Below are 22987 nucleotides of genomic sequence, written 5' to 3' on the forward strand. Positions count from 1 at the left end.
AGCCGGCGTAGCACCGTTTCGAGGAGGGCGGGTTCGGCTTCGGCCGGGCCCGCCCTCCTCGTATCTCAGGGCGTGAGCCGTCCAGCCCAGGCCGCTAGGCCGAGCCCACCCACTCGTCGGTGCCGTCGGCGAAGAACTGGTGCTTCCACACCGGTAGCCGCTCTTTGATGGTGTCCACCAGCAGCGCGCAGGTCGCGAACGCCTCCCGCCGGTGATCGGCGGCCACCGCCGCCACCAGGGCGGCGTCCCCGATGTGCAGCGTGCCGATGCGGTGGCTGGCCGCGACCGCCCGCACGCCCCGGGCTTGCGCCGCGACCTCCGCGACCGCCTCGGCGAGCACCTCCTGCGCCGACGGGTGCGCCGAGTACTCCAGGTGCAGCACCTCGCGGCCGCCGTCATGGTTGCGCACCGCACCGACGAACCCGACGACCGCGCCCGCGGCGCGGTGCATCACCAAGTCCTCGTGCTCGGCGAGCACGATCGGCTCGGTGTCGAGCTGCGCGCGCAGCACCTCCGCGGCGATCGTGGTCATCGCCGGTGGTCCTTGCCGGCGAGCTGGTCCAGGGCGTGGTCGAGCACGTCGGCGAGCACCCCGAGGCCGTCGCGCACCCCACCGGTCGAGCCGGGCAGGTTGACGATCAGGGTGCTCCCGGCGACCCCGCACACCCCGCGGGACAGCACCGCGGTGGGCACTTTCGGCAGCCCGGCGCGCCGGATGGCGTCGGCCAGCCCGACGACCTCGTAGTCCAGCACGGCCAGGGTCTGGGCCGGGGTGTCGTCGGTCGGGGAGATGCCGGTGCCGCCGGTGGTGATGATGACGTCGGCGCCGATCGCGTCGCGCAGCGCCTGCCCGACCGCGTCCCCGTCGGGCACCACCTGCGGCTCCGGCGCGGTGAAGCCGCGCTCGGCGAGCCAGTCGGCGATGATCGGGCCCGACCGGTCCTCGTAGGTGCCGTCGGACGCGCGGGTCGAGGCGACGATGATGTGGGCAGTCCGGTTGCTCATGAACGCTCCCATGTTCCGTGGCGGCCGCCTTCTTTGCGCAGCACCCGCACGTCGTCGAGGGTGGCGGCGCGGTCCACCGCCTTGACCATGTCATAAAGGGTGAGCCCGGCGACGCTGACCGCGGTCAGCGCTTCCATCTCCACGCCGGTGCGGTCGGTGCTGCGCACGGTCGCGGTGATCTCGATGTCGGTCGCGCCGATGCCGAACTGGACGTCGACGCCGCTGAGCGCCAACTGGTGGCAGAGCGGGATCAGTTCGCTGGTGCGTTTGGCGGCCATGATGCCGGCCAGGCGCGCGGTGGCCAGCGCGTCGCCCTTGGGCAGCCCGCCGGACGAGATCAACTGCACCACCTGCGCCGACGTCCGGAACACCCCGGCGGCCACCGCGCTGCGCCGGGTACTCGACTTCTCAGTGACGTCGACCATATGGGCGGCGCCGTGCTCGTCGAGGTGGGAGAGCGGGCTCGGTGTCGGTTCGGACCCCTCAGCCACGCGATCCACTCCTACTTGTTGACGACCGTGACCGGGTGCACGTAGGGGATGTCATCGGTGGGCAGCGGAAACTCCACCTCGCCGAACGGGGAGAGCGCGCCCGCCCGGTCGGTTGCCAGCTCGCTCACCGCGTGCTCGTCGGGGCCGACGTCCGGCCACCCGTTGTCCACGTACCTGGTTTTCTCCACAGTCTCAGCCACGGCCCCATTCTGACAGGTCAGGCCCGGCGATGTTGCCGGGCGTCTGTTTTACGCTGGTCGGCGATGACCGAGAACACCCCGAACATCGCGTTGGGGTCCTGGCTGGCCGATCTTTCCGACGATCGGCTGATCCGACTGCTGCAGTTGCGCCCCGATCTGGCGCAGCCGCCGCCGGGCAGCATCGCGGCGCTGGCCGCGCGCGCCCAGGCCCGCCAGTCGATCAACGCCGCCTGCGACGACCTGGACTTTCTGCACCTGGCGGTGCTCGACGCGCTGCTGGTGCTGCACGCCGACACCACCGCGGTGCCGGTGGCGAAACTGACCGCCCTGCTGGGCAAACGGGCCCCGCGCGAGGCCGTCGAACAGGCCCTGGCCGACCTCGCCGACCGCGCGCTGGCCTGGGGCGAGACGGCGGTGCAGGTCGCCCCCGAAGCCGGCGCCGGGCTGCCCTGGCATCCCGGCCAGGTGACCGTGGAAGAAGACGACCGCGACAAGGCCGAACTCACCGCCGCGATCGAGGACCTCGATGACGAGCAGCGCGAGGTCCTCGAACGGCTGGTCTCCGGCTCCCCGCTGGGCCGCACCCGCGACGCCGCGCCCGGCGCCCCGCCGGATCGGCCGATCCCGCGGCTGCTGGCCGCCGGGCTGCTGCGCCAGCTCGACGACGAGACGGTGATCCTGCCGCGCCGGGTGGGGCAGGTGCTGCGCGGTGAGGAGCCCGGCCCCGAACAGCTGATCGCCCCCGACCCGGTGGCGGCGACCCACCGCGACGTCGACGCCGCCGCGGCCGGCGCGGTCATCGACCTGCTGCGCGAGGTCGACGTCGTCCTCGACCAGCTCGGCGCGGTGCCCGCCGCGGAGCTGCGCACCGGCGGGCTCGGGGTGCGCGAGGTGCGCCGGCTGGCCAAGGCCACCGGGATCGGCGAGACCCGGCTGAGCCTGATCTTGAGCCTGACCGCCGCGGCCGGGCTGATCGCCAGCGGCATCCCCGACCCCGAACCCGACGACGGCGACGGCCCGTTCTGGGCGCCGACCATCGGCGCGGACCGTTTCGCCGACCTGACCACCGCGCAGCGCTGGCAGCTGCTGGCGCGTACCTGGCTGGAGCTGCCGGCCCGGCCGAGCCTGATCGGCACCCGCGGGCCCGACGGCAAGACCTGCGGCGCGCTGGCGGATGCGCTGTACTCCACCGCGGCGCCGCTGGATCGCCGGCTGCTGCTGGAGTTGCTGGCCGAACTGCCCGCCGGGTCCGGGGTGGACGTGGCCTCGGCCTCGGCGGCGCTGGTGTGGCGCCGGCCCCGCTGGGCGCGTCGGCTGCAGCCCGAGCCGGTCGCCGACCTGCTGGAGGAGGCGCACGCACTCGGGCTGGTCGGCCGCGGCGCGCTGAGCGCCCCCGGCCGGGCGCTGCTGGCCGCCGCGGACCCAGAGGATGCTGCGGTGGTCGCCGCGATGGACCGGGCGCTGCCCGCCCCGATCGATCACTTCCTGGTGCAGGCCGATCTGACCGTGGTGGTGCCCGGACCGCTGCAGCGTGAGCTCGCCGAGGAGTTGGACATCGTGGCCACCGTCGAATCGGCCGGGGCGGCGATGGTCTACCGGATCAGCAAGGCCTCCCTGCGCCACGCGCTGGACACCGGCCGCACCGGTGCGGGGCTGCAGTCGTTCTTCGAGAAGCACTCCAAGACGCCGGTCCCGCAGGGGCTGACCTATCTCATCGACGACGTGGCCCGCCGCCACGGCCAGCTGCGCATCGGGGTGGCGTCGGCGTTCGTGCGCTGCGACGACGCCGCGCTGCTGGCCCAGGCGGTGGCCATCCCCGACGCCGAGCGCCTCGCTTTGCGCGCCCTGGCCCCGACGGTGGCCGTCGCGCAGGCGCCGATCGCCGAGGTGCTCGCCGCGCTGCGCGACGCCGGGTTCGCCCCCGCCGCCGAGGACGCCACCGGCGCCGTGGTGGACCTGCGCCCGCGCGGTGCCCGGGTGCCCGGAACCCCGCGCCGGCGCTCCTACCGGCCCCCGCCGCCGCCCAGCGCCGAGACCCTGGGCGCGATCGTCGGGGTGCTGCGCAAGGTCACCACCGGGCCGTTCGACAACCTGCGTCAGCAGCCCGGCACCGTGCTGATGCTGCTCAAGCAGGCCGCGCTGTCGCACACCGACGTCGTGCTCGGCTACGTCGACCCCGCCGGGGTCGCCACCCAGCGGGTGGTCTCCCCGATCAGCGTGGCCGGCGGGCAGCTGGTGGCGTTCGACTCCGCCACCACCCGGGTCCGCGAGTTCGCTGTGCATCGCATCACCTCGGTGGTGTCGGCATCGTCCGGATAATGGGCCGGGTGACGTTGCGAAGGGAGCGGGACCGATGACCCAAGGACCGCTGATCGTCCAGTCGGACAAGACCGTGCTGCTCGAGGTCGACCACGAGCTGGCCGGCGACGCCCGCGCCGCGATCGCCCCGTTCGCCGAGCTGGAACGCGCCCCCGAGCACGTGCACACCTACCGGATCACCCCGCTGGCGCTGTGGAACGCCCGCGCCGCGGGTCATGACGCCGAACAGGTGGTCGACGCGCTGGTCAGCTACTCGCGCTACCCGGTGCCGCAGCCGCTGCTGGTCGACATCGTCGACACCATGGCCCGCTACGGCCGGCTGCAGCTGGTCAAGCACCCCGCCCACGGGTTGACGTTGGTCAGCCTGGACCGGGCGGTGCTCGAGGAGGTGCTGCGGCACAAGAAGATCGCCCCGATGCTCGGCGACCGCATCGACGACGACACCGTGGCGGTGCACCCCAGCGAGCGCGGCCGCATCAAACAGCTGCTGCTCAAGATCGGCTGGCCGGCCGAGGACCTGGCCGGCTACGTCGACGGGGAGGCCCACCCGATCGCGTTGGCGCAGGACGGCTGGCAGCTGCGCGACTACCAGGAGATGGCCACCGACTCGTTCTGGGCGGGCGGTTCGGGCGTGGTGGTGCTGCCGTGCGGGGCGGGCAAGACGCTGGTCGGGGCGGCGGCGATGGCCAAGGCCGGGGCCACCACGTTGATCCTGGTCACCAACACCGTCGCGGGCCGGCAGTGGCGCCGCGAGCTGCTCGCCCGCACCTCGCTGACCGAGAACGAGATCGGCGAGTACTCCGGGGAGCGCAAGGAGATCCGCCCGGTGACCATCGCCACCTACCAGGTGATCACCCGGCGCACCAAGGGCGAGTACCGCCATCTGGAGCTCTTCGACAGCCGCGACTGGGGGCTGATCATCTACGACGAGGTGCACCTGCTGCCCGCCCCGGTGTTCCGGATGACCGCGGATCTGCAGTCGCGGCGCCGGCTCGGCCTGACCGCGACGCTGATCCGCGAGGACGGCCGCGAGGGTGACGTGTTCTCCCTGATCGGGCCCAAGCGCTACGACGCGCCGTGGAAGGACATCGAGGCGCAGGGTTGGATCGCACCGGCGGAGTGCATCGAGGTGCGGGTCACCATGACCGACAACGAGCGGATGCTCTACGCCACCGCCGAACCCGAGGAGCGCTACAAGCTGTGCTCCACCGCGCACTCCAAGGTGGCGGTGGTGAAGTCGATCCTGGCCGCCCACCCCGACGAGCAGACGCTGGTGATCGGGGCCTACCTCGACCAGCTGGAGGAACTGGGTGAGCAGTTGGACGCCCCGATCATCCAGGGCTCGACCAAGACCGCCGAGCGGGAGGCGTTGTTCGACGCGTTCCGCCGCGGGGAGATCACCACGCTGGTGGTCTCCAAGGTCGCCAACTTCTCCATCGACCTGCCCGAGGCGGCGGTGGCGGTGCAGGTGTCGGGCACGTTCGGGTCGCGTCAGGAGGAGGCGCAGCGGCTGGGCCGGTTGCTGCGGCCCAAGGCCGACGGCGGTGGTGCGATGTTCTACTCGGTGGTTTCCCGCGACAGCCTGGACGCCGACTACGCCGCCCACCGGCAGCGGTTCCTCGCCGAACAGGGCTACGGCTATGTGATCAAGGACGCCGACGATCTGTTGGGCCCGGCGATCTAACAGGAATTTTCCGCTGGTCCGGGGGAGACACGCACAGGTGAGATCAGCTAACATTTTCCCCATGACGACGACGACCAAGCGCGTGCTGCGCGCAGCCGGTGCCGCCCTGGCACTGGGCATCGCCGCGCCTCTTTTCAGCGGGGTCGCGGCAGCCGATTCGACCGAGGACTACCCGATCCCGCGCCGGATCATCGCCACCGAGTGCACCGCGGAGCAGATCCTGGCCGCGGCGCGCGATTACACGCCGATCTACTACGACCGGTACATGGCCGACTACAACAACAAGTCGCCCGACGTGCAGCGGCGGACCCGCGACAAGTTCCACTGGTTCTTCTCGATCAGCCCGGCCGAGCGCCGCGCCTACTCCGAGGAGATGGCGACGAACATCTACCACGACACCCTGGTGTTCGACTGGCCCAACCACGCCAAGATCTTCTTCAACAACAAGGGTGTGGCCGCCAAGGAGACCGAGAACTGCATGAACTACCCCCCCGACGACCCCTCGGTGTGGATCCGATGAGGGTCGTGCGCGCAACGGTTTTCGCGGCGCTGGCGGCGCTGCCGCTCACCCTGGCCGTCCCGGCGCACGCCGACGACGTCGACAGCCAGTTCAACCGGCAGCTGCAGACCTACGGCATCTACGCGCCCAAGGACAAGAACGCCTACCTGGCCAAGATCACCTGCCACCGGCTGGGCACCCACCTGGACGCCAACGCCGCGGACTCGATCTCGTTTCTGAGCAAGAACCTCGACCGGCACAGCACCGAGGCGCAGAAGTGGCAGTTCCTGGGACTGTCGATCACCACCTACTGCCCCGACCTGAGCTACGTCATCGAGCAGGCCGCGGCACAACGCTGACCCCAGCGCTCTTCGGCTGCTAGTTTCCTTCCCATGGGCAGCAGCACCGTTCCCGGCGGAGTCGTACACGATCTGCCCGACGACCTGCGCGACGCCCTCGCCGCCGAGCCGTCGGTGCTGGCCGCGTGGTGTGACATCACGCCGCTGGCCCGCAACGAGTTCATCTGCTGGGTGGAGGACGCCAAACAGCCCGCGACCCGTCAGCGCCGCATCCGCCGCACCGGTGAGGAGCTCGCCGAGGGTAAGCGCCGGCCGTGCTGCTGGCCGGGCTGCAAGCATCGGGAGCGCACCGGTAAGCCATGAGAATCCAGGCGGCTGTGCTCCGCGACCCGCAGGGGCCGTTCTCCATCGAGGACCTCGACCTCGCCGATCCGGCCCCGCACCAGATCCTGGTCGAGGTGGCCGCCGTCGGGCACTGCCACACCGATGTGCTGCCTCGCGCACAGGTCGGGTTCGGCGCGCCGCCGATCGTGCTCGGCCACGAGGGCGCGGGTGTCGTCCAGACTGTCGGGTCGGCTGTCACGGCCGTCGCGCCCGGCGACCACGTCGTGCTGAGTTTCGACTCGTGCGGAGCGTGCGCGAATTGCCGTGGCGCGCACCCGGCGTACTGCGACACCTTCTTCCCGCGCAACCTCGGCGGGCCCGCGATGGACGGGACGGTGAGCCATCGCGACGGGGACGGAAAACCGGTGGCCGGGCGATGGTTCGGCCAGTCCTCGTTCGCCACCCACGCGCTCGTCGACGCCAAGAACGCCGTCGTCGTCGACCCGAGCCTGCCGCTGTCGATGCTGGCGCCGCTGGCCTGCGGCGTGCAGACCGGTGCCGGCGCCATCCTCGAGGCCCTCGACATCCGCCCCGGCGACGGCGTGGTGATCACCGGGACGGGCGCGGTCGGGCTCTCGGCGGTGATGGCCGCCAACGCCGTCGGCGCCGGGCCGATCGTCGCCGTCGACATCAACCCGCAACGTCTTGCGCTGGCAAGCGAACTCGGGGCCACCCACACCATCGACGGCGCCGCCGGTGACCTCACCGCGCAGATCGCCGCGCTCGGGGTGCGTTACGGGCTGGACACCACCGGGCTTCCGCCGGTCATCACCGCCGTCGTCGACGCCCTGCCCGCCCGCGGTGTGCTGGGGTTGGTCGGGGTGCAGCAGGGCGATCTGGTGTTGGCGCCGACGGCGCTGGCCGCGGGCAAGACCCTCACCGGGATCCTGGAGGGCAGCGTCGATCCGCAGACGTTCATCCCGCGCCTGATCGCGCTGTGGCAGGCGGGGCGGTTGCCGTTCGACCGGCTGGTCTCCACCCTGCCGCTGTCGCAGATCAACACCGCCGAGCAGCGCGCTCTGGCCGGGGAGATCGTCAAGCCGGTGTTGATCCCGGGCGAGTGAGGGCTCCCGCGCGTCGCTCCCTCGGGGTCTCATGCGCCCGGGGTCTCGTGCGCCCGAAGCGCCCCTCCTGCACCGCTCCCCGAGCCGCCCTCCCCTCCCCCGGCGCCCAGCGTGCACTCACTGCGAAAAATTCGCGAAAAACTGTGCGCCAGTGCACGTTCGGCGCGTCGAGCGACGTGAGTGCACGTTCGGCGAAGCGACCGTGCGCCAGCGCACGCCCGACGGGGCGCAGCGCGGTGGACGAGACCTGCCGGGGCTACCCCGCTACGGCCACCACCGGGCTACCCCGGCCGAGGCCACGACCGCGCTACACCCGCTCCGTGGTCAGCTGCTCGGTCTCTTCCTCCTCAGCCGGGACCGGCGAGGGGGGCGGCGTAAACTCCCAGGGCTTCTGGGGCCACCAGAACCAGCGGCCGAGGAGCACCGCGATCGACGGGGTCATGAACGAGCGCACCACCAGGGTGTCGAAGAGCAGGCCCAGACCGATCGTCGTCCCCACCTGACCGATGACGACCAGCTCCGATACCGCCATCGACATCATCGTGAAGGCGAACACCAATCCCGCTGCGGTGACGACCGATCCGGTCCCACCCATGGCGCGGATGATGCCGGTCTTCATCCCGGCGTAGACCTCTTCCCGGAAGCGCGCCACCAGCAACAGGTTGTAGTCAGCACCGACAGCCAACAGGATGATCACCGACATCGCCAGCACCATCCAGTGCAGGTCGATGCCCAGGATGTGCTGCCAGAACAGCACCGAGATCCCGAACGACGCGCCCAGGGACACCGCGACCGTGCCGACGATCACCGCCGCGGCGACGATCGCCCGAGTGATGATCAGCATGATGATGAAAATCAGTGCCAGCGAAGCCAACCCGGCGATCATCAGGTCGATCGCGCTGCCGTAGGACATGTCCTTGAACGTGGCCGCGGTGCCGGCCAGATAGATCGTCGAGCCCTCCAGCGGGGTGCCCTTGATCGCCTCTTTGGCGGCGGTTTTGATCGGCTCGATGTGCTTGATGCCCTCGGGGGACATCGGGTCGCCCTCGTGGGAGATGATGAACCGCACCGCGTGCCCGTCGGGCGAGAGGAACATCTTCATCCCGCGTTTGAAGTCGGGGTTGTCGAAGGCCTCCGGCGGCAGGTAGAACGAGTCGTCGTTCTTCGACTCGTCGAACGCCTTACCCATGGCGGTCGAGTTCTCCTGCATCGCGTTCATCTGATCCTGCAGACCCTTCTGGGTCTGGTACATGGTCAGCATGTAGGTCTTCATGTTCTTCATCGTCGAGATCATCCGCGGCATCAGCGCGACCATCTGCGGCATCAACTCATCGAGCCGGTCCATGTCGGGCAGGATGTTGCTGAAGTCCTCAGTCATCACGTCGACACCGTCGAGCGCGTCGAAGATCGACCGCAGCGACCAGCACACCGGGATGTCGAAACAGTGCGGCTCCCAGTACAAGTAGTTGCGGATCGGCCGGAAGAAATCGTCGAAGTCCGCCAACGCGTCGCGCATGCCCTCGATGTCGTGGACCATCGAGTGCATCTTGGTGACCATGCTGTGGGTGGTTGCCGCGATGTCGGTGGTGATCGAATGCATCTCCTCCATCGTGTCGATGGTGGTTTGGATGTCGTCGGCCTGCTTCAGCATGTCGTTCATCATGTCTTGCTGATAGGTCTGGTTCATCTGCTGAGTGACGCCGTTCATGGAGATCTGGAACGGGATCGAGGTGTGCTCGATCGGGGTACCCAGCGGCCGGGTGATCGACTGCACCCGCCCGATGCCCTCCACCTGGAAGATGGCCTTGGCGATCTTGTTGATGACCAGGAAGTCCGACGGGTTGCGCATGTCGTGGTCGGTCTCGATCAGCAGCAACTCGGGGTTCATCCGCGCCTGCGGGAAGTGGCGGTCCGCGGCCGCGTAGCCGACGTTGGCCGGCAGGTCGTCGGGCAGGTACTGGCGGTCGTTGTAGCTGGTGCGGTAGCCGGGCAGGGTGAGCAGCCCGATCATCGACAGCCCCACGGTGGCCACCAGGATCGGCCCCGGCCAGCGGGTGATCGCCGCGCCGATCTTGCGCCAACCGCGCACGCGCATCGCCCGTTTGGGTTCCAGCAGCCCGAACCGGCTGGCGATCGCCACCACCGCAGCACCCATCGTCAGCGCCGCGGCCACCACCGTGACCATGCCGATCGCCAGCGGGATGCCCAGCGACCGGAAGTACGGCAGGTTGGTGAAGTGCAGGCAGAAGGTGGCGCCGGCGATCGTCAATCCGGAGCCCAGGATGACGTGGCCGCTGCCGTGGTACATGTCGTAGAAGGCCGCGACCCGGTCCATGCCCCGGGTTCTGGCCTCCTGATATCGCCCGATCAAGAAGATCGCGTAGTCGGTTGAGGCGGCGATCGCCAATGTCACCAACAGGTTGGTGGCGAACGTCGACAGCCCGATGACCTCGTGATAGCCGAGGAAGGCCACCACCCCGCGCGCCGAGGACAGCGTCAACGCCACCGTGGCCAGCACGATCACCGTGGTGATGATGGAGCGGTAGACCAGCAGCAGCATGACCGTGATCACCAGGAAGGTGACCCCGGTGATCATCTGCATGCTGCGGTCACCGGCGATGTGCTGGTCGGCGGAGAGCGCCGCGGGGCCGGTGACGTAGACCGCCAATCCCTCCGGCCGGTCGGGGGTGTCGGCGACGATCTTCTGGGTGGCGCGCACCGACTCGTTGGCCAGGCTCTCGCCCTGGTTACCGGCCAGGTACACCTGGACGTAGGCGGCCATGTTGTCCGAGCTCTGCGAGCCGGCCGCGGTCAGCGGGTCGCCCCAGAAGTCCTGGACGTGTTCGACGTGCTCGGTGTCCTCCCGCAGGTTGGCGACCATCCGGTCGTAGAACTCGTGGTCCTGATCGCCGAGCGGGCGGTCGGCCTCGAGCACGATCATCGCCGAGCTGTTGGACTTGAATTCGTCGAAGACCTCACCGACGCGCTTCATCGCGATCATCGACGGCGCGTTGTCCGGCGTCATCGACACCGTGCGCATCTCGCCGACGACTTCCAGCTGCGGCACGATGACGTTGAGCACGACGATGCCGGCCACCCAGGCCAGCAGGATCGGCACCGCGAGTCGCCGGATCCACAGCGGGATGAAGTCGCGTTTGGCGGTGTGCTTCTCCTCGACAGCCGCCGAATGCTTGTTGCTCATGCGGATTTCACCAGACAGAAGGTTTGGGCGTGGATCCCGGTGGAGACGTTCTCGTCCTTGACCTCGTCGTCGACGATGATGCGGCAGCCGAGGTTGTCAGGCTCACCCTGCGCGACGATGTTGGGGCTGACCGCGGGGTTGGTCGACTCCAGGGTCAGCGACCACGGCAGCACCGCGCCGTTCTCGCGCTGTGGCTGGGCGTCGAGGTCGAGGTAGTTGATGTCGACGACGGCGCCGGGCGGGCCGAAGATCTCGTAGGTGACCACCTTGGGGTTGAACGGCTGGGTGTCCTCGAACACCGGGCTGGAGATCCCGCCGGTACCTTCGACACCGAAGAAGCCCCGGATGCGGTGCACGGTGAAGCCGGTGACGAGAACGACGATCGCGATGACCAGCGGCATCCAAGTGCGTTTGAGCACACTCAATTGACTACCCCGTCCTGAGTCGCTGGTGGCATGGTGGTGGCCGGCCGCCGGCAGGTCGGCCGCGGTGCGCCATCACCGCGGTTATGGCACAACGCGAGAGTTAGATTAGCTTATTTAACTGTCGTGGCGATACCCGCCTGGCGCGTGCTGGAGCGCGGGGGTTATGCCGCGTGGCCCGAGCATAACCGCAGGCCAATAGGGCTGCGCGATCACCCCCGCGGCGCCATTTGTGATGCACGCCACACCGGGCGGCGGGCTACCGATTGGACCACAGTTCGTCGCTGCGAGCTGTCCTGGCCGCGCGCTCCCAGCGCGCGTCCTCCCGCCGCCGCCCAACGTGAAGGTGTGTTCACGTTCGCGCTCGAGCGTGAGCACAGGTTCACGTTCGGGCGTGGGCGGGCCACGGGGCCGCGGGGCCGCGGGGCCCACCAAACCCCCACCGCCCAACGTGAAGCCATGTTCACGTTCGCGCGCGAGCGTGAAGTTAACTTCACGTTGGGCGCCAAGGGGCGTGGGCAACCTGGGCGATAGCCCCACACCCCCACAAACGCCAGAACCCCCCGAGCCAAAGACTCGGGGGGCTCCAGACGCACAGCACTTACAGCAGCGACTCCGGCGGGGTGAACCGGTCGCCGTACTTGGCGGCCAACTCCTTGGCCCGCGCGACGAACCCGGCCTGACCGCCCGGGTAGCCGACGATGTACTGGTGGGTGCCACCGGTCCACGGCGGGAACCCGATGCCCATGATCGCGCCGATGTTGGCGTCGGCGGTCGAGGTCAGCACACCCTCGTCGAGGCACTTCTGGGTCTCGAGCGCCTCGGCGAACAGCATCCGGTCGATCATGTCCTGCAGCGGGATCTCCGCGGTGCCGGACTTGAACACCTCGCGCAGCCCCGGCCACAGCCCGGTGCGCTTGCCGTCGACGTACTCGTAGAAGCCCGCACCCTTGAGCCGCGACGGACGCCCGATCTCGATCATCTTCTCGACGACGATCTCGTTCATCTGCTTCTCGTAGGTGCCGCCGGCCTCCTCGATGCCCTTGCGGGTCGCCTCGGCGATCTTGTGCATCAACTCCAGGTTGAGCTCGTCGGAGAGCTGCAGCGGCGGCGCCGGGTAACCGGCCTGGCTGCCGGCCTGCTCGATGCTGGCCGGCTCCGCGCCCTCACCGAGCATCGCCAACGCCTCGTTGATGAAGGTGCCGATCACCCGGGAGGTGTAGAAGCCGCGGCTGTCGTTGACCACGATCGGCGTCTTGCGGATCGCCAGCACGTAGTCGAACACCCGCGCCAGGGTCTCATCGGAGGTCTTCTCCCCCTTGATGATCTCCACCAGCGGCATCTTGTCGACCGGGGAGAAGAAGTGGATCCCGATGAAGTCCTCCTGCCGCTTCACCCCGGTCGCCAGACCGGTGATCGGCAGCGTGGAGGTGTTGGACCCGAGCACCGCGTTGGGCTCGACGACGTCCTCGATCTCCTGGAACACCTGGTGCTTGAGGTCCTGGCTTTCGAAGACGGCCTCGATGACGAAGTCCACCCCGGCGAAGTCCGCGGCGTCGGCGGTCGGGGTGATCTTGTCCAGCAGCGCCTTGGACTTCTCCTCGGTGGTGCGGCCACGGGAAAGTGCCTTCTCCTCGAGCTTCTCCGAGTAGCCCTTGCCCTTCTGGGCCGCCTCCAGCGAGACGTCCTTGAGGACAACGTCGTAGCCGGCCTTGGCCGACACGTAGGCGATGCCCGCACCCATCATCCCGGCGCCGAGCACCCCGACCTTCTTGATCGGGGTCTGCCCGATGCCGTCGGGGCGGCTGCCACCGGAGTTGATGTGCTGCAGGTCGAAGAAGAACGCCTGGATCATGTTCTTGGCGACCTGGCCGGTGACCAGCGAGGTGAAGTACCGGCTCTCGATGCGGCTGGCGGTGTCGAAGTCGACCTGCGCGCCCTCGACGGCGGCGTCGAGGATGGCCCGCGGCGCGGGCATCGGCGCACCCTTGAGCTGCTTTTTCAGCAGCGCCGGGAACGACGGCAGGATCGAGGCCAGCCCGGGCGAGCTCGGGGTGCCGCCGGGCATCTTGTAGCCCTTCTGATCCCACGGTTGCACGCCGCCTTCGGGGTTGGCCTTGATCCAGGCCTTGGCCGCCGGCACCAGCTCCTCGACGGTGTCGACCAGTTCGTCGACCAGCCCGACCTCCTTGGCCTTGGCCGGCTTGAACCGGGTGCCCTGGCTGAGCACCTCCATGAACGCCTTCTGGATGCCGAACATCCGCACGGTGCGGGCCACCCCGCCACCGCCGGGCAGCAGGCCCAGCGTCACCTCGGGCAGGCCGAGCTGGCTGCCCTTGACGTCGGCGGCGATGCGGTGGTGACAGGCCAGCGCGATCTCCAGGCCACCGCCGAGTGCCGCGCCGTTGATGGCGGCGACGACGGGCTTGCCCAGGGTTTCCAGGGTGCGCAGCGCCTTCTTGATGTGCTCGACCTGGTCGAAGGCCTGCTGGGCGTTCTCCGGGCCGACCTGGATCATCGCCTTGAGGTCACCGCCGGCGAAGAAGGTCTTCTTCGCGCTGGTGATGACCACACCGGTGATCGAGTCCTTTTCGGCGACAAGGCGTTCCACGGCCTTGTCCATCGACTCGGTGTAGTGCTCGTTCATCACGTTGGCCGAGCCGGTGGGGTCGTCCAACGTCAGGGTGACGATGCCGTCGGCATCCTTGTCCCACTGAATGGTGTTTTCTGCCATGGTTGTTCGAATCCCTCTCAGACTCGCTCGATGATGGTGGCCACGCCCATGCCACCGCCGACGCACAGTGTGATCAGCGCACGGCGGGCACCCCGGCGCTCCAGCTCGTCGACCATGGTGCCGGTGATCATGGCGCCGGTCGCTCCGAGCGGGTGGCCCATCGCGATGGCGCCACCGTTGACGTTGAGCTTCTCGTCGGGGATGTTCAGGTCCTTCTGGAACTTCAGCACCACCGACGCGAAGGCCTCGTTGAGCTCGAACAGGTCGATGTCATCGACAGTCAGCCCGGCCCGGTCCAGCACCTTGCGGGTGGCCGGGGTGGGGCCGGTCAGCATGATGACCGGGTCGGCGCCGCTGGTGGCGGTGGCGACGATGCGCGCCCGCGGGGTCAGCCCCTGGGAGGTGCCGGCCTTCTCGCTGCCGACGAGCACCAGCGCGGCGCCGTCGACGATGCCCGAGCTGTTCCCGCCGGTGTGGACGTGGTTGATCTTCTCCACCTGGTGGTACTTCTGCAGCGCCACCGCGTCGAAGCCGCCCATCTCGCCGATGCCGTCGAAGGCGGTGCGCAGCTTGCCCAGGCCCTCCAGGGTGGTGTCGGGGCGCATGTGCTCGTCGTGGTCGAGGACCACCAGGCCGTTCTGGTCGCGCACCGGCACCACCGACTTGGCGAAGTAGCCGCCGGACCAAGCCGCGGCCGCCTTCTCCTGGCTGCGCAACGCGAAGGCGTCGACGTCGTCGCGGGAGAAGCCCTCGATGGTGGCGATGAGGTCGGCGCCGATGCCCTGCGGCACGAAGCCCACCTGGTAGTTGGTTTCCGGGTCGGTGGCCCAGGCGCCGCCGTCGGAGCCCATCGGCACCCGGCTCATCGACTCCACACCGCCGGCGAGCACTAGGTCGTCCCAGCCGGAGCGCACCTTCTGCGCGGCGGTGTTGACGGCCTCCAGGCCGGAGGCGCAGAACCGGTTGAGCTGCACCCCGCCGGTGGTCTCGGGCAGCCCGGCGGCCAGCACCGCGGTGCGGGCGATGTCCCCGCCCTGGTCACCGACCGGGGAGACCACGCCGAGGATGACGTCGCTGATCAGGTTCTCGTCGAGGTCGGGGTAGCGCGACCGCAGCTCGTCGACCAGGCCGACGACCAGGTTGAGCGGTTTGATCTCGGTCAGCGAGCCGTTCTTCTGTTTGCCGCGCGGCGTGCGGATGGCCTCGTAGATAAAGGCTTCTTCGGACATGACTGTCTTTTCCAATCCCTGTGTTGCCGGATGCTCTGTTTGGGAGGTTAGTACCTGCCCGACCAGGCTAACAGCTTGGGCCTATCAACCTGTTGGTTGGTCGCGGCCCTGGTCGCCGACGCCGCCCGCCCGCTCTACCCTCGGAAGCCATGACCGTCTCCCGCCTGCAGCCCTACACGGCCACCACGGTGTTCGCCGAGGTGTCGGCGCTGGCCGCGCGGGTGGGTGCGGTGAACCTCGGGCAGGGTTTCCCCGACGACGACGGCCCGCCGGCGATGCTGGCCGCCGCCCGCGACGCCATCGCCGCCGGACACAACCAGTACCCGCCCGGGATGGGCACGCCCGAGCTGCGTCGGGCCATCGCCGCCCAGCGCCGCCGCCACTACGGCGTCGAGCACGACCCGGAGACCGAGATCCTGGTGACCGTCGGGGCCACCGAGGCGATCGCCTGCGCGCTGATCGGACTGGTCGAGCCCGGCTCGGAGGTGCTGGTGATCGAGCCGTTCTACGACTCCTATTCCCCGGCGATCGCGATGGCCGGGGCGCATCGGGTGGCGGTGCCGCTGGTGCGCGACGGCAACGGCTTCGCCCTGGACGTCGACGCGCTGCGTGCCGCGGTCACTTCGCGCACCCGCGCGCTGATCGTCAACTCCCCGCACAACCCGACCGGCGCGGTGTTCAGCACCACCGAGTTGGCCGCGATCGCCACGCTGGCGGTGGCGGCGGACCTGCTGGTGATCACCGACGAGGTCTACGAGCGGCTGGTGTTCTCCTCGCCGGGCGAGCACGCCCATCACCCGCTGGCCGGGTTCGACGGGATGGCGCAGCGCACGGTCAGCATCTCCAGTGCGGCGAAGATGTTCAGCTGCACCGGCTGGAAGATCGGCTGGGCGTGCGGGCCCGAGCCGCTCATCGCCGGAGTACGCGCCGCCAAGCAGTACGTCACCTACTCCGGCGGGGCGCCGTTTCAGCCGGCGGTGGCCCTGGCCCTCGACATCGAGGACGCCTGGGTGGAGGCCGAGCGCGCCGCGTTCCAGACCCGCCGCGACCGGCTGGGGGCGGGCTTGCGCGACATCGGCTTCGACGTGCACGACAGTGTGGGCACCTATTTCCTGTGCGCCGACCCGCGCCCGTTGGGCTACGACGACGGCGCCGCGTTCTGCGCGCAGCTACCCGAGCAGGTCGGGGTGGCGGCGATCCCGATGGCGGCGTTCTGCGATCCGGGCGCCCCGCACTTCGGCGAGTGGAATCACCTGGTGCGCTTCACCTTCTGTAAGCGTGACGCAACCGTCGATGAGGGGCTGGCTCGGCTGGCGGCGTTGCGCTCGCCTCGCTGATCGGGGTCGAGCCGCCGGTGCGGGCCTGTTGGGCGCGCATCACCTGTTTGCTGAGTTGTTCGGTGGCGATCTGCAGCACGACGTTGCTGGCGCGTTTGACGATGAAGCCGGGGATCGGGCCGGAGGGTTCGACGGTGATGTCGAAGCGCACCCGGGTGCAGTTGACCCCCTCGTCGAACAGGTTGTACTCGACGTGCTGGCCGCGCTGCTGATAGGTGGATTGCGCGTCCCAGACCACCCAGTCGGGACCCCAGTGGTATTCCAGCAGTTCCTTGTCGACCAGCCCGAGGATCTTGATGGTGGCCCGCACGTGATGGGGGCGGCCGTCGGCGTAGGTGTCGAGCACCTCCACCCGCTTGTGCAGCGGTGACCACGACGCCAGCGACTCCACGTCGGCCAGCGCCTTCAGGATCAGCTCCCGCGGCGCCTCGATGACGACTTCACGCGATGCTCGAACAGCCACTGCCCCGAGCGTAGTCCTTTATCACGGGGGCGCACCCCTTTGACCGAACCAATCTTCGGGCGTGTCGGGCGACTAGCCCTTCTTGACCTTGAGCACCTGCTTGCGCAGGCCGTCGGTGGCGGTTTCCATGGCGCCCTTCATGGTTCGTTTCAGCAGGAAACCGGGGATCGGCACCGACGGGTCGACGTCGATGTCGAAGCGGACCTTGGTCTTGTCGCCCTGCGGGCTCAGGGTGTACTTGGCGTCCTGGGAGCGCAGCTGGCCGGCCGACACCAGCGTCCAGCTGACCGCGTTGTCGCTCCAGGTGTACTCCACGACCTGTTCGTCGGTGAGCCCGGCGGCTTTGATGGTCATCTTGACCTGGCGGGGGCGCCCGTCGTCGTAGCTGTCGAGGATCTCCGCGCTCTTGTACTGCGGCGACCACGTCGGGGTGGCCTCCACGTCGGCGATCACGTCGAGAATCTCCTCGGGGGAGGCTTCGATGACGACTTCACGGGAATCCTTCACAGCCATGACGGGAACGATAGCGGGCGCGGCGACGGACCGCGACGTTTCTCCGTCAGTTGACCCCGGCGCGCAGGAACGGGCGGTCCACGCCGGCGCCGGGGCCGTCGAAGTGCCACCACTCCCCGGAGTAGACGCTCAACCCGCCGGCGTTCATCGCCTCACGCAGCCGGGCGCGGTTGCGCTGGGCGACCGGCGAGACGCCGTCGGTGGCGTCGGCGTGGGCGCGGGGGGAAAAGTCGTCGAAGCCGGTGCCCATGTCAGCCAGGCACATTCCGCTGCGGCCGGGCGGGCAGTGCTGAGGGCCGGCGAGGGTGACGTCCACCGAACGGCCCGCCTCGTGGCTGCGGGCGTAGTCGCCGGGGCGGGCGACCCAGGCCGGGTCGGGCACCACCTGGAACATCCGCACCTGCACGGCGTGCGGGCGGTAGCAGTCCCAGAACACCAGCCGCTCTCCTCCGGCGCGCAGCCGCTGCGCGGCGGTGGCCAGCCCGTCGGCCATCGACTGGTGGACCAGGCAGCGGGCGCCGGCGGGGTAGAGCTGCACGCCGGTGAAGTTGTTGGGGGTGGCGTAGCGCAGGTCGACGATCGCGTCGGGCACGACGCTGCGCACGTCGAGCAGGCCGTCGGCCTGGGCGGCCGGGCTGACCGGGGGCACGTCGGCGCCGGCCGGTGCGGCGGTGGCGGCGGCCGTCACGGCGAGTGCGACCGCCAGCACCGACAGACCTGCACGCATGGGCTCAACGGTAGCCGCTCAGCATTGCCCGCCGGGTAGCTCGTCGGCGTGGCTGCGGATCCACTCCCCCAGGGCGTTCAGCATCGCCACAGCGAGACAAGATCAAACCGCTATGAGAACGCTATGATTGCGCTATGGCTACTGAGATTCGGCAATCCGAACTCCGGAATGACAACGCCGCCGTCATGCGGCGGGTGGCGGCCGGTGAGTCGTTCGTGGTCACGGTCAGCGGTCGACCGGTGGCCGATGTGATCCCGCATCGGGCGACGACTCGGCGTCGATTCGTGCCCGCAGCAGAGGCCCTCGCCGCACTCACCGCGAGCCCACTCTCCGAGTCGGAGGCACAACAGTGGTGGCGCGACATCCGCGAAGGCGACGCGGACACTCCCGAAGACCCGTGGACGCGGGATGGCTGACGAGCCACGTCGTGCTCTTCTGGATACGTCGGCCGTGATCGCCCCGCCGACTGCACAACAATTGGTCCGGTACGCCGACGAGGTGGCAGTCTCGGTGATCACGATCGCGGAGTTGCAGTACGGCGTCACCGCTGCAGTCGATCCACTTGAACAGACGCGCCGCCGTCAGCGAGTGCAGCACACCCTCGACGTGTTCGAGGTGTTGCCGTTCGACATCCCCACCACCGAGTACTACGGGGCGTTGGCGACGTTGGTCCGTCGCGGCGGGCGGAATCCGCGCGCCCGGCGGATGGACCTACAGATCGCGGCCACCGCTGCCCGGCACGATCTGATGTTGTTGACCCGCAACGCCGCAGACTTCGCCGGGCTGGGTACAGCGCTGACCGTCATCGACCTGTCCCAGTGAGCCGCGCTAAGTCGGGGCACCGCCGACGGGTGCGTGACCGGCGCACTCAACGGTAGCCGCTCAGCATTGCCCGCCGGGTAGCTCGTGGGCGTGGCTGCGGGTCCACTCCCCCAGGGCGTTCAGCATCGCCACGGCGGTGTCGTGGCTGCCGTCGGCGGGCTGGGCGGCTAGCGCGATGCCGACGGTGCCGGCGGCGGTGGTGAGCAGCGCGAGTTGGCGCAGCAGGTAGCCGCCCTCGCGTAACGGTCCCCAGCCCGCTTTGCTGACAGTGTCTGGGCCGGCCAGTCCCCAGCGTTGCTCGGGAACGATCCGGCGCATCTCGGTCAGCACCGGGTCGGCGTCAGGAACACACGGCAGCCCGAAGGCGAAACGGGCGGCGTCGATCCCGCTCCAACGGGTCTGGCCGAACGGGCTGTAGGGCGGGTAGACCTGTTCGGTCTGCACGACGGTGTCGCCGCTGTCGGCCTCGGACAGCACCTCGTGCACCTGCTCGCCGGCGGCGGCCGGGTCGCCGAGCAGCTGCCATAGCGCCATGGCGGCGTCGTTGTCTGAGGCGGTGATGGCGCGGGTGATCAGCGGGGTCGCGGTGGCGGCGTCGACCCGCAGCGCAGCGATGGAGATCGGGACCTTGATCGTCGACCAGGCCGGGCCGACGGCCCAGTCTCCGAACCTTAGGTCGGTGTCCCCGGCGTGCACGACCAGCCCGACCTCGCCGGCGGGCAAGGTGTCGAGCAGGGCGGTGAAGGCGGTGTGCAGCGAAGGCGGTGCCGCCCGCTGACAGCCGGCGGTCGCGGTGAGCAGCAGCGCTGCGAGCAGGGCCGTCAGCCGGGTGCGGAGGGAAGCAGTCACGTGCGCTGGTGCCACCTTTGCAGTGAGGTAGTCGCAGACGTTCCCGAGTCGATGATCGAAACGATCCGCCGATTGCTCGAACCGAACTGTGCCCGGCGGTACCGCTCAATCTTGGTAGGTTCTGCCGGTGAACTACCGACGACGCAGGAAGTTGTCGCTTTTTCCGCAGTATGCCCGCCCTACGGCGCTGGCGGTCGCCCTGGCCGTGTCGGTTGCCGGTTGCACCGCGGTGCGCGCCGGCTCGGCCGCACGCCATCCCGACACCGACACTTCGGCGGTCAACACGGCGCTGCTCGACACCGGGGACTATCGCACCACGCCCAGCAAGCCGCTGGGCTTGGCCGGCAGTGTGCTGGCCGGCCAGCGCGTCGAGGCCCACCGGATGGCCGAGGTCGTGCTGCGGCCCGCCGAAATCGACCCGATGCTCACCCGCATGATGGCTGCGGAACCGTTCATCGATGGCGGTGTGGCGCTCGACAGGCTCCTTCCTGGCACGGCCAATGTCGAGATCATCGACGCGCTGAACCATCACGAGTTCATCGCCGGTTTCGCCACCGGCGGTAGCACTGTCTACTTTGCGAAGCCCAACACACTGAAGAGTTTCGTGGTGCGGTTCGCCGATCCTGCCGACGCCACGGCGGCGGCCGACGAAATGGCCGACCACAGTGAGCGGGAACCCGAAAACCGGAAGCTGGCGCGACGCCCGCATCAACTGCCCGAGTACCCCGAGACTCGGGCGTTCCTCGGCGGACTCCCCAAGTTGCCCGAGCTGGTCGCCTACACGGTTTACGGGCCTTACCTGCTCATCCAGCTCGTTGCCGCAGAATCCCGCGATGAGGCGGTGCGTTTGATCTCGGCGACTTTGGGTAAGCAGCGGCCCGCATTGGATGACTTCGCCGCGACACCGCAGAATCAATTGGCCGAGCTTCCGCTGGATCCGTCCGGATTACTGGCCCGGACCCTTCCGCCGCCGGCCTCGCTCGCGACGGTCGACCGAATCGGCAGCTACGGGCCACGCGGCATGCTGCACTTCAGCAACGAGCCGGTAGCGGATCAGGAATTGTTCGCCGAGGCCGGCGTGACCGAGCAGGCGCAAATGCTGACCACTGTCTATGCGGCGCGCGACCCGGACGGGGCCGCCCGGGTTGCGGAAGGTTTCGTCAAACAGGTCTCGTCCGACGCCGAGAGCAGCCTCAGTCCCGACGCGCCGCCCGCCGGCATGCCGGGCGCCTGGTGTTTCAAGCCTCAGGAGGGTGCGCCGCCGTCGGTGGAATTCCGCTGCCTGACCACTGCCGGTCGCTATGTGGTCGACGCGGAAGCGCCTACCGCACCGGAGGTTCGCCGCATGCTTGCCGCGCAGTATCTGATGTTGGTCCGATGACGGCCGGGCAGGCTCTCCTGCCAATCTCAAGATCTGTGCCTACCCCCCGCTACGGCCAGGTAAATTTGCAGACCGAATGCAGCAGAGCAAGGGCGCAGGTGTCGCTGTACGACGACTGCCCGACAGGAGAGGGAAACACGTGAGGCCCACCGCGCCGCGCCTGGCCACCGCCGCCTTGGCAACAGCTCTGACGCTGCTCACCGGTTGCACTACCGTCCACACCGGTCTCGCGGTGCGCGATCCACACTCCGATCCCAACGTCGTCAACGCCAATCTGCTCGACACCGGCGACTATCCCACCACCCCCAGCGACCCCTTGGGAACCGCTGGGAGCCGCGAAGCCGGTGCGCTGGTCGAAGCACGCCGAATGGCCGAAGCGGTGCTGGTGCCCTTCGAGGTCGACAAGCGATTCGACAAGTCGGGCAATGACGTCACACCGTTCACCGACCAAGGCAGGCTCAACACGATCCTGTACAGCAACCAGTCGATCGGTAACGCCGCCGGCAGGCACAATCTCGTCGCCGGCTTTTTGACCAGCGCGCAATCGTCAGAGAACGCGCTGATGAAGATCAGTCACATCGTCATGCGATTCGGCAGTCCGCAGGACGCCACCGACGCCGTCAACGACATGGCCGAGCACAGCGAAGCCGACAGCCAGTTCAACAAGCGGCACCCCCGACCCATCGCCGACCGCCCCGACATCCAGGTCTTCTGGGATGAGGACGACAAGGAGACCGGCAAGTTTCGCGGTCTCCACACCTACACAGCCCACGGTCCTTACGTGATCGCCGACCTCGTGGGCAGCGAGACCGTCGACGAGGCGATCGAATTGGCGGTCGCAGCAATCGACAAGCAGCGCGCGGCACTCGACGGGTTTGAGGCCACTCCGGTGGACAAACTGGCCGACCTACCGCTCGACCCCGACGGGTTGCTGGCCCATACACTGCCGTACCCCAAAGGCGCGACCAAGAGCGACGCGAACGGCGTTTACGGTCAGCACGGAGCTTTGCACTTCATGATGAATCCGTTGCGCGACCAGCAACTCTTCGACGATGCGGGCGTGACCGAGATGGCGAGGGGTTTCGCCACCGTGTACCAAACCCGTAACGCCACGGCCGCCGCCAAGGTCGCCGCCGACTTCGCCGTCCAGATCGGTGAGCTGACGTACCCGAAATATGTCGCCGACGAACCGATCAACGGTTTGCCCGCTGCGCGCTGCCTGAAGCCCGACGGCGAAACCTCTCGCCCGATGTTCCGCTGTGTCGCCTACGTCGACCGTTACGTGATGGAGGCGGCCGGATCCGACACCGAATCGGCTCGCCGGGCGCTGGCGGCTCAGTATGTGATGTTGTCCGCGAAATGA

22 protein-coding genes and 1 pseudogene are annotated in these 22987 nt (G+C 68.9%); 11 read left to right on the top strand and 12 right to left on the bottom strand.

The window, feature by feature from the left end; genetic code table 11:
* Positions 1–94: 94 nt before the first annotated feature.
* The 4 genes from A5643_RS10140 to A5643_RS10155 form a co-directional block, all read right to left on the bottom strand.
* Complete coding sequence (locus A5643_RS10140) at positions 95–532, bottom strand: molybdenum cofactor biosynthesis protein MoaE (RefSeq protein WP_066854510.1); 438 nt, start codon at positions 530–532, stop codon at positions 95–97.
* On the bottom strand, positions 529–1005 hold the full coding sequence (locus A5643_RS10145; protein WP_502686231.1) for a MogA/MoaB family molybdenum cofactor biosynthesis protein: 477 nt from the start codon (positions 1003–1005) through the stop codon (positions 529–531). Before A5643_RS10145 ends, A5643_RS10140 begins: the two co-directional genes overlap by 4 nt.
* Positions 1002–1430, bottom strand: a complete 429-nt coding sequence (gene moaC, locus A5643_RS10150) for a cyclic pyranopterin monophosphate synthase MoaC (protein WP_066854513.1) — start codon at positions 1428–1430, stop codon at positions 1002–1004. Before moaC ends, A5643_RS10145 begins: the two co-directional genes overlap by 4 nt.
* A gap of 77 nt (positions 1431–1507) precedes the next feature.
* The gene (locus A5643_RS10155; RefSeq protein ID WP_066854515.1) at positions 1508–1696 is read right to left on the bottom strand and encodes a hypothetical protein; all 189 of its coding nucleotides are present in this window, start codon (positions 1694–1696) and stop codon (positions 1508–1510) included.
* A 63-nt stretch (positions 1697–1759) separates the two neighbouring features.
* On the opposite strand from A5643_RS10155, the gene A5643_RS10160 reads away from it, so the two are divergent.
* The 6 genes from A5643_RS10160 to A5643_RS10185 all read left to right on the top strand — a co-directional run bounded on the left by A5643_RS10160 (position 1760) and on the right by A5643_RS10185 (position 7945).
* Complete coding sequence (locus A5643_RS10160) at positions 1760–4015, top strand: helicase-associated domain-containing protein (RefSeq protein ID WP_066854517.1); 2256 nt, start codon at positions 1760–1762, stop codon at positions 4013–4015.
* Positions 4016–4049: 34 nt separating this feature from the next.
* The gene (locus tag A5643_RS10165; protein WP_066854519.1) at positions 4050–5699 is read left to right on the top strand and encodes a DNA repair helicase XPB; all 1650 of its coding nucleotides are present in this window, start codon (positions 4050–4052) and stop codon (positions 5697–5699) included.
* A gap of 61 nt (positions 5700–5760) precedes the next feature.
* On the top strand, positions 5761–6219 hold the full coding sequence (locus A5643_RS10170) for a DUF5078 domain-containing protein (RefSeq protein WP_066854521.1): 459 nt from the start codon (positions 5761–5763) through the stop codon (positions 6217–6219).
* A gap of 5 nt (positions 6220–6224) precedes the next feature.
* The gene (locus A5643_RS10175) at positions 6225–6557 is read left to right on the top strand and encodes a DUF732 domain-containing protein (RefSeq protein WP_502686232.1); all 333 of its coding nucleotides are present in this window, start codon (positions 6225–6227) and stop codon (positions 6555–6557) included.
* A 33-nt stretch (positions 6558–6590) separates the two neighbouring features.
* The gene (locus tag A5643_RS10180; protein ID WP_066854525.1) at positions 6591–6860 is read left to right on the top strand and encodes a YdeI/OmpD-associated family protein; all 270 of its coding nucleotides are present in this window, start codon (positions 6591–6593) and stop codon (positions 6858–6860) included.
* A complete protein-coding gene (locus A5643_RS10185; RefSeq protein WP_066854527.1) occupies positions 6857–7945 on the top strand; it encodes an NAD(P)-dependent alcohol dehydrogenase in 1089 nt (362 codons plus the stop codon). The genes A5643_RS10180 and A5643_RS10185 overlap by 4 nt, the downstream gene beginning before the upstream one ends.
* Positions 7946–8252: 307 nt before the next feature.
* On the opposite strand, the gene A5643_RS10190 is transcribed toward A5643_RS10185, so the two are convergent.
* The 4 genes from A5643_RS10190 to A5643_RS10205 form a co-directional block, all read right to left on the bottom strand.
* Positions 8253–11147 carry an MMPL/RND family transporter gene (locus A5643_RS10190; RefSeq protein WP_066854529.1) on the bottom strand — a complete coding sequence of 965 codons (2895 nt, stop codon included), beginning with the start codon at positions 11145–11147 and terminating at the stop codon, positions 8253–8255.
* On the bottom strand, positions 11144–11572 hold the full coding sequence (locus A5643_RS10195) for an MmpS family transport accessory protein (protein WP_066854531.1): 429 nt from the start codon (positions 11570–11572) through the stop codon (positions 11144–11146). The genes A5643_RS10190 and A5643_RS10195 overlap by 4 nt, the downstream gene beginning before the upstream one ends.
* Before the next feature lie 598 nt (positions 11573–12170).
* Positions 12171–14303: a 3-hydroxyacyl-CoA dehydrogenase NAD-binding domain-containing protein gene (locus A5643_RS10200; RefSeq protein WP_066854533.1), complete on the bottom strand. Its 2133-nt coding sequence runs from the start codon at positions 14301–14303 to the stop codon at positions 12171–12173.
* Positions 14304–14320: 17 nt separating this feature from the next.
* On the bottom strand, positions 14321–15532 hold the full coding sequence (locus tag A5643_RS10205; protein WP_066854535.1) for an acetyl-CoA C-acetyltransferase: 1212 nt from the start codon (positions 15530–15532) through the stop codon (positions 14321–14323).
* 149 nt (positions 15533–15681) lie between these two features.
* Between A5643_RS10205 and A5643_RS10210 the strand changes: the two genes are divergently transcribed.
* A complete protein-coding gene (locus tag A5643_RS10210) occupies positions 15682–16869 on the top strand; it encodes a pyridoxal phosphate-dependent aminotransferase (protein ID WP_066854537.1) in 1188 nt (395 codons plus the stop codon).
* Positions 16870–16879: 10 nt separating this feature from the next.
* On the opposite strand, the pseudogene A5643_RS10215 reads toward A5643_RS10210, so the two are convergent.
* From A5643_RS10215 to A5643_RS10225, 3 genes and pseudogenes are all read right to left on the bottom strand, one after another.
* Positions 16880–17332 (bottom strand): annotated as a pseudogene (locus tag A5643_RS10215) (SRPBCC family protein); the annotation flags it as partial.
* A gap of 72 nt (positions 17333–17404) precedes the next feature.
* On the bottom strand, positions 17405–17845 hold the full coding sequence (locus A5643_RS10220; protein ID WP_066854539.1) for an SRPBCC family protein: 441 nt from the start codon (positions 17843–17845) through the stop codon (positions 17405–17407).
* Positions 17846–17891: 46 nt separating this feature from the next.
* Positions 17892–18572 (bottom strand): M15 family metallopeptidase, encoded by a 681-nt coding sequence (locus A5643_RS10225; RefSeq protein WP_066854541.1) that lies wholly within the window; start codon positions 18570–18572, stop codon positions 17892–17894.
* 134 nt (positions 18573–18706) lie between these two features.
* Between A5643_RS10225 and A5643_RS17775 the strand changes: the two genes are divergently transcribed.
* Positions 18707–18988 carry a type II toxin-antitoxin system Phd/YefM family antitoxin gene (locus A5643_RS17775; protein WP_082948876.1) on the top strand — a complete coding sequence of 94 codons (282 nt, stop codon included), beginning with the start codon at positions 18707–18709 and terminating at the stop codon, positions 18986–18988.
* A complete protein-coding gene (locus A5643_RS10230) occupies positions 18981–19394 on the top strand; it encodes a type II toxin-antitoxin system VapC family toxin (protein WP_066854543.1) in 414 nt (137 codons plus the stop codon). The genes A5643_RS17775 and A5643_RS10230 overlap by 8 nt, the downstream gene beginning before the upstream one ends.
* A gap of 60 nt (positions 19395–19454) precedes the next feature.
* On the opposite strand, the gene A5643_RS10235 is transcribed toward A5643_RS10230, so the two are convergent.
* Positions 19455–20243, bottom strand: a complete 789-nt coding sequence (locus A5643_RS10235) for a serine hydrolase (RefSeq protein WP_082948877.1) — start codon at positions 20241–20243, stop codon at positions 19455–19457.
* 127 nt (positions 20244–20370) lie between these two features.
* Here A5643_RS10235 and A5643_RS10240 point away from each other — a divergent pair, with 127 nt between their 5' ends.
* Positions 20371–21624: a DUF7373 family lipoprotein gene (locus A5643_RS10240; protein ID WP_156628736.1), complete on the top strand. Its 1254-nt coding sequence runs from the start codon at positions 20371–20373 to the stop codon at positions 21622–21624.
* Between the two features lie 139 nt (positions 21625–21763).
* Complete coding sequence (locus A5643_RS10245) at positions 21764–22987, top strand: DUF7373 family lipoprotein (protein WP_197497698.1); 1224 nt, start codon at positions 21764–21766, stop codon at positions 22985–22987.

Source organism: Mycobacterium sp. 1274756.6, from assembly GCF_001668625.1.
In the GTDB taxonomy this organism is placed as follows: domain Bacteria; phylum Actinomycetota; class Actinomycetes; order Mycobacteriales; family Mycobacteriaceae; genus Mycobacterium.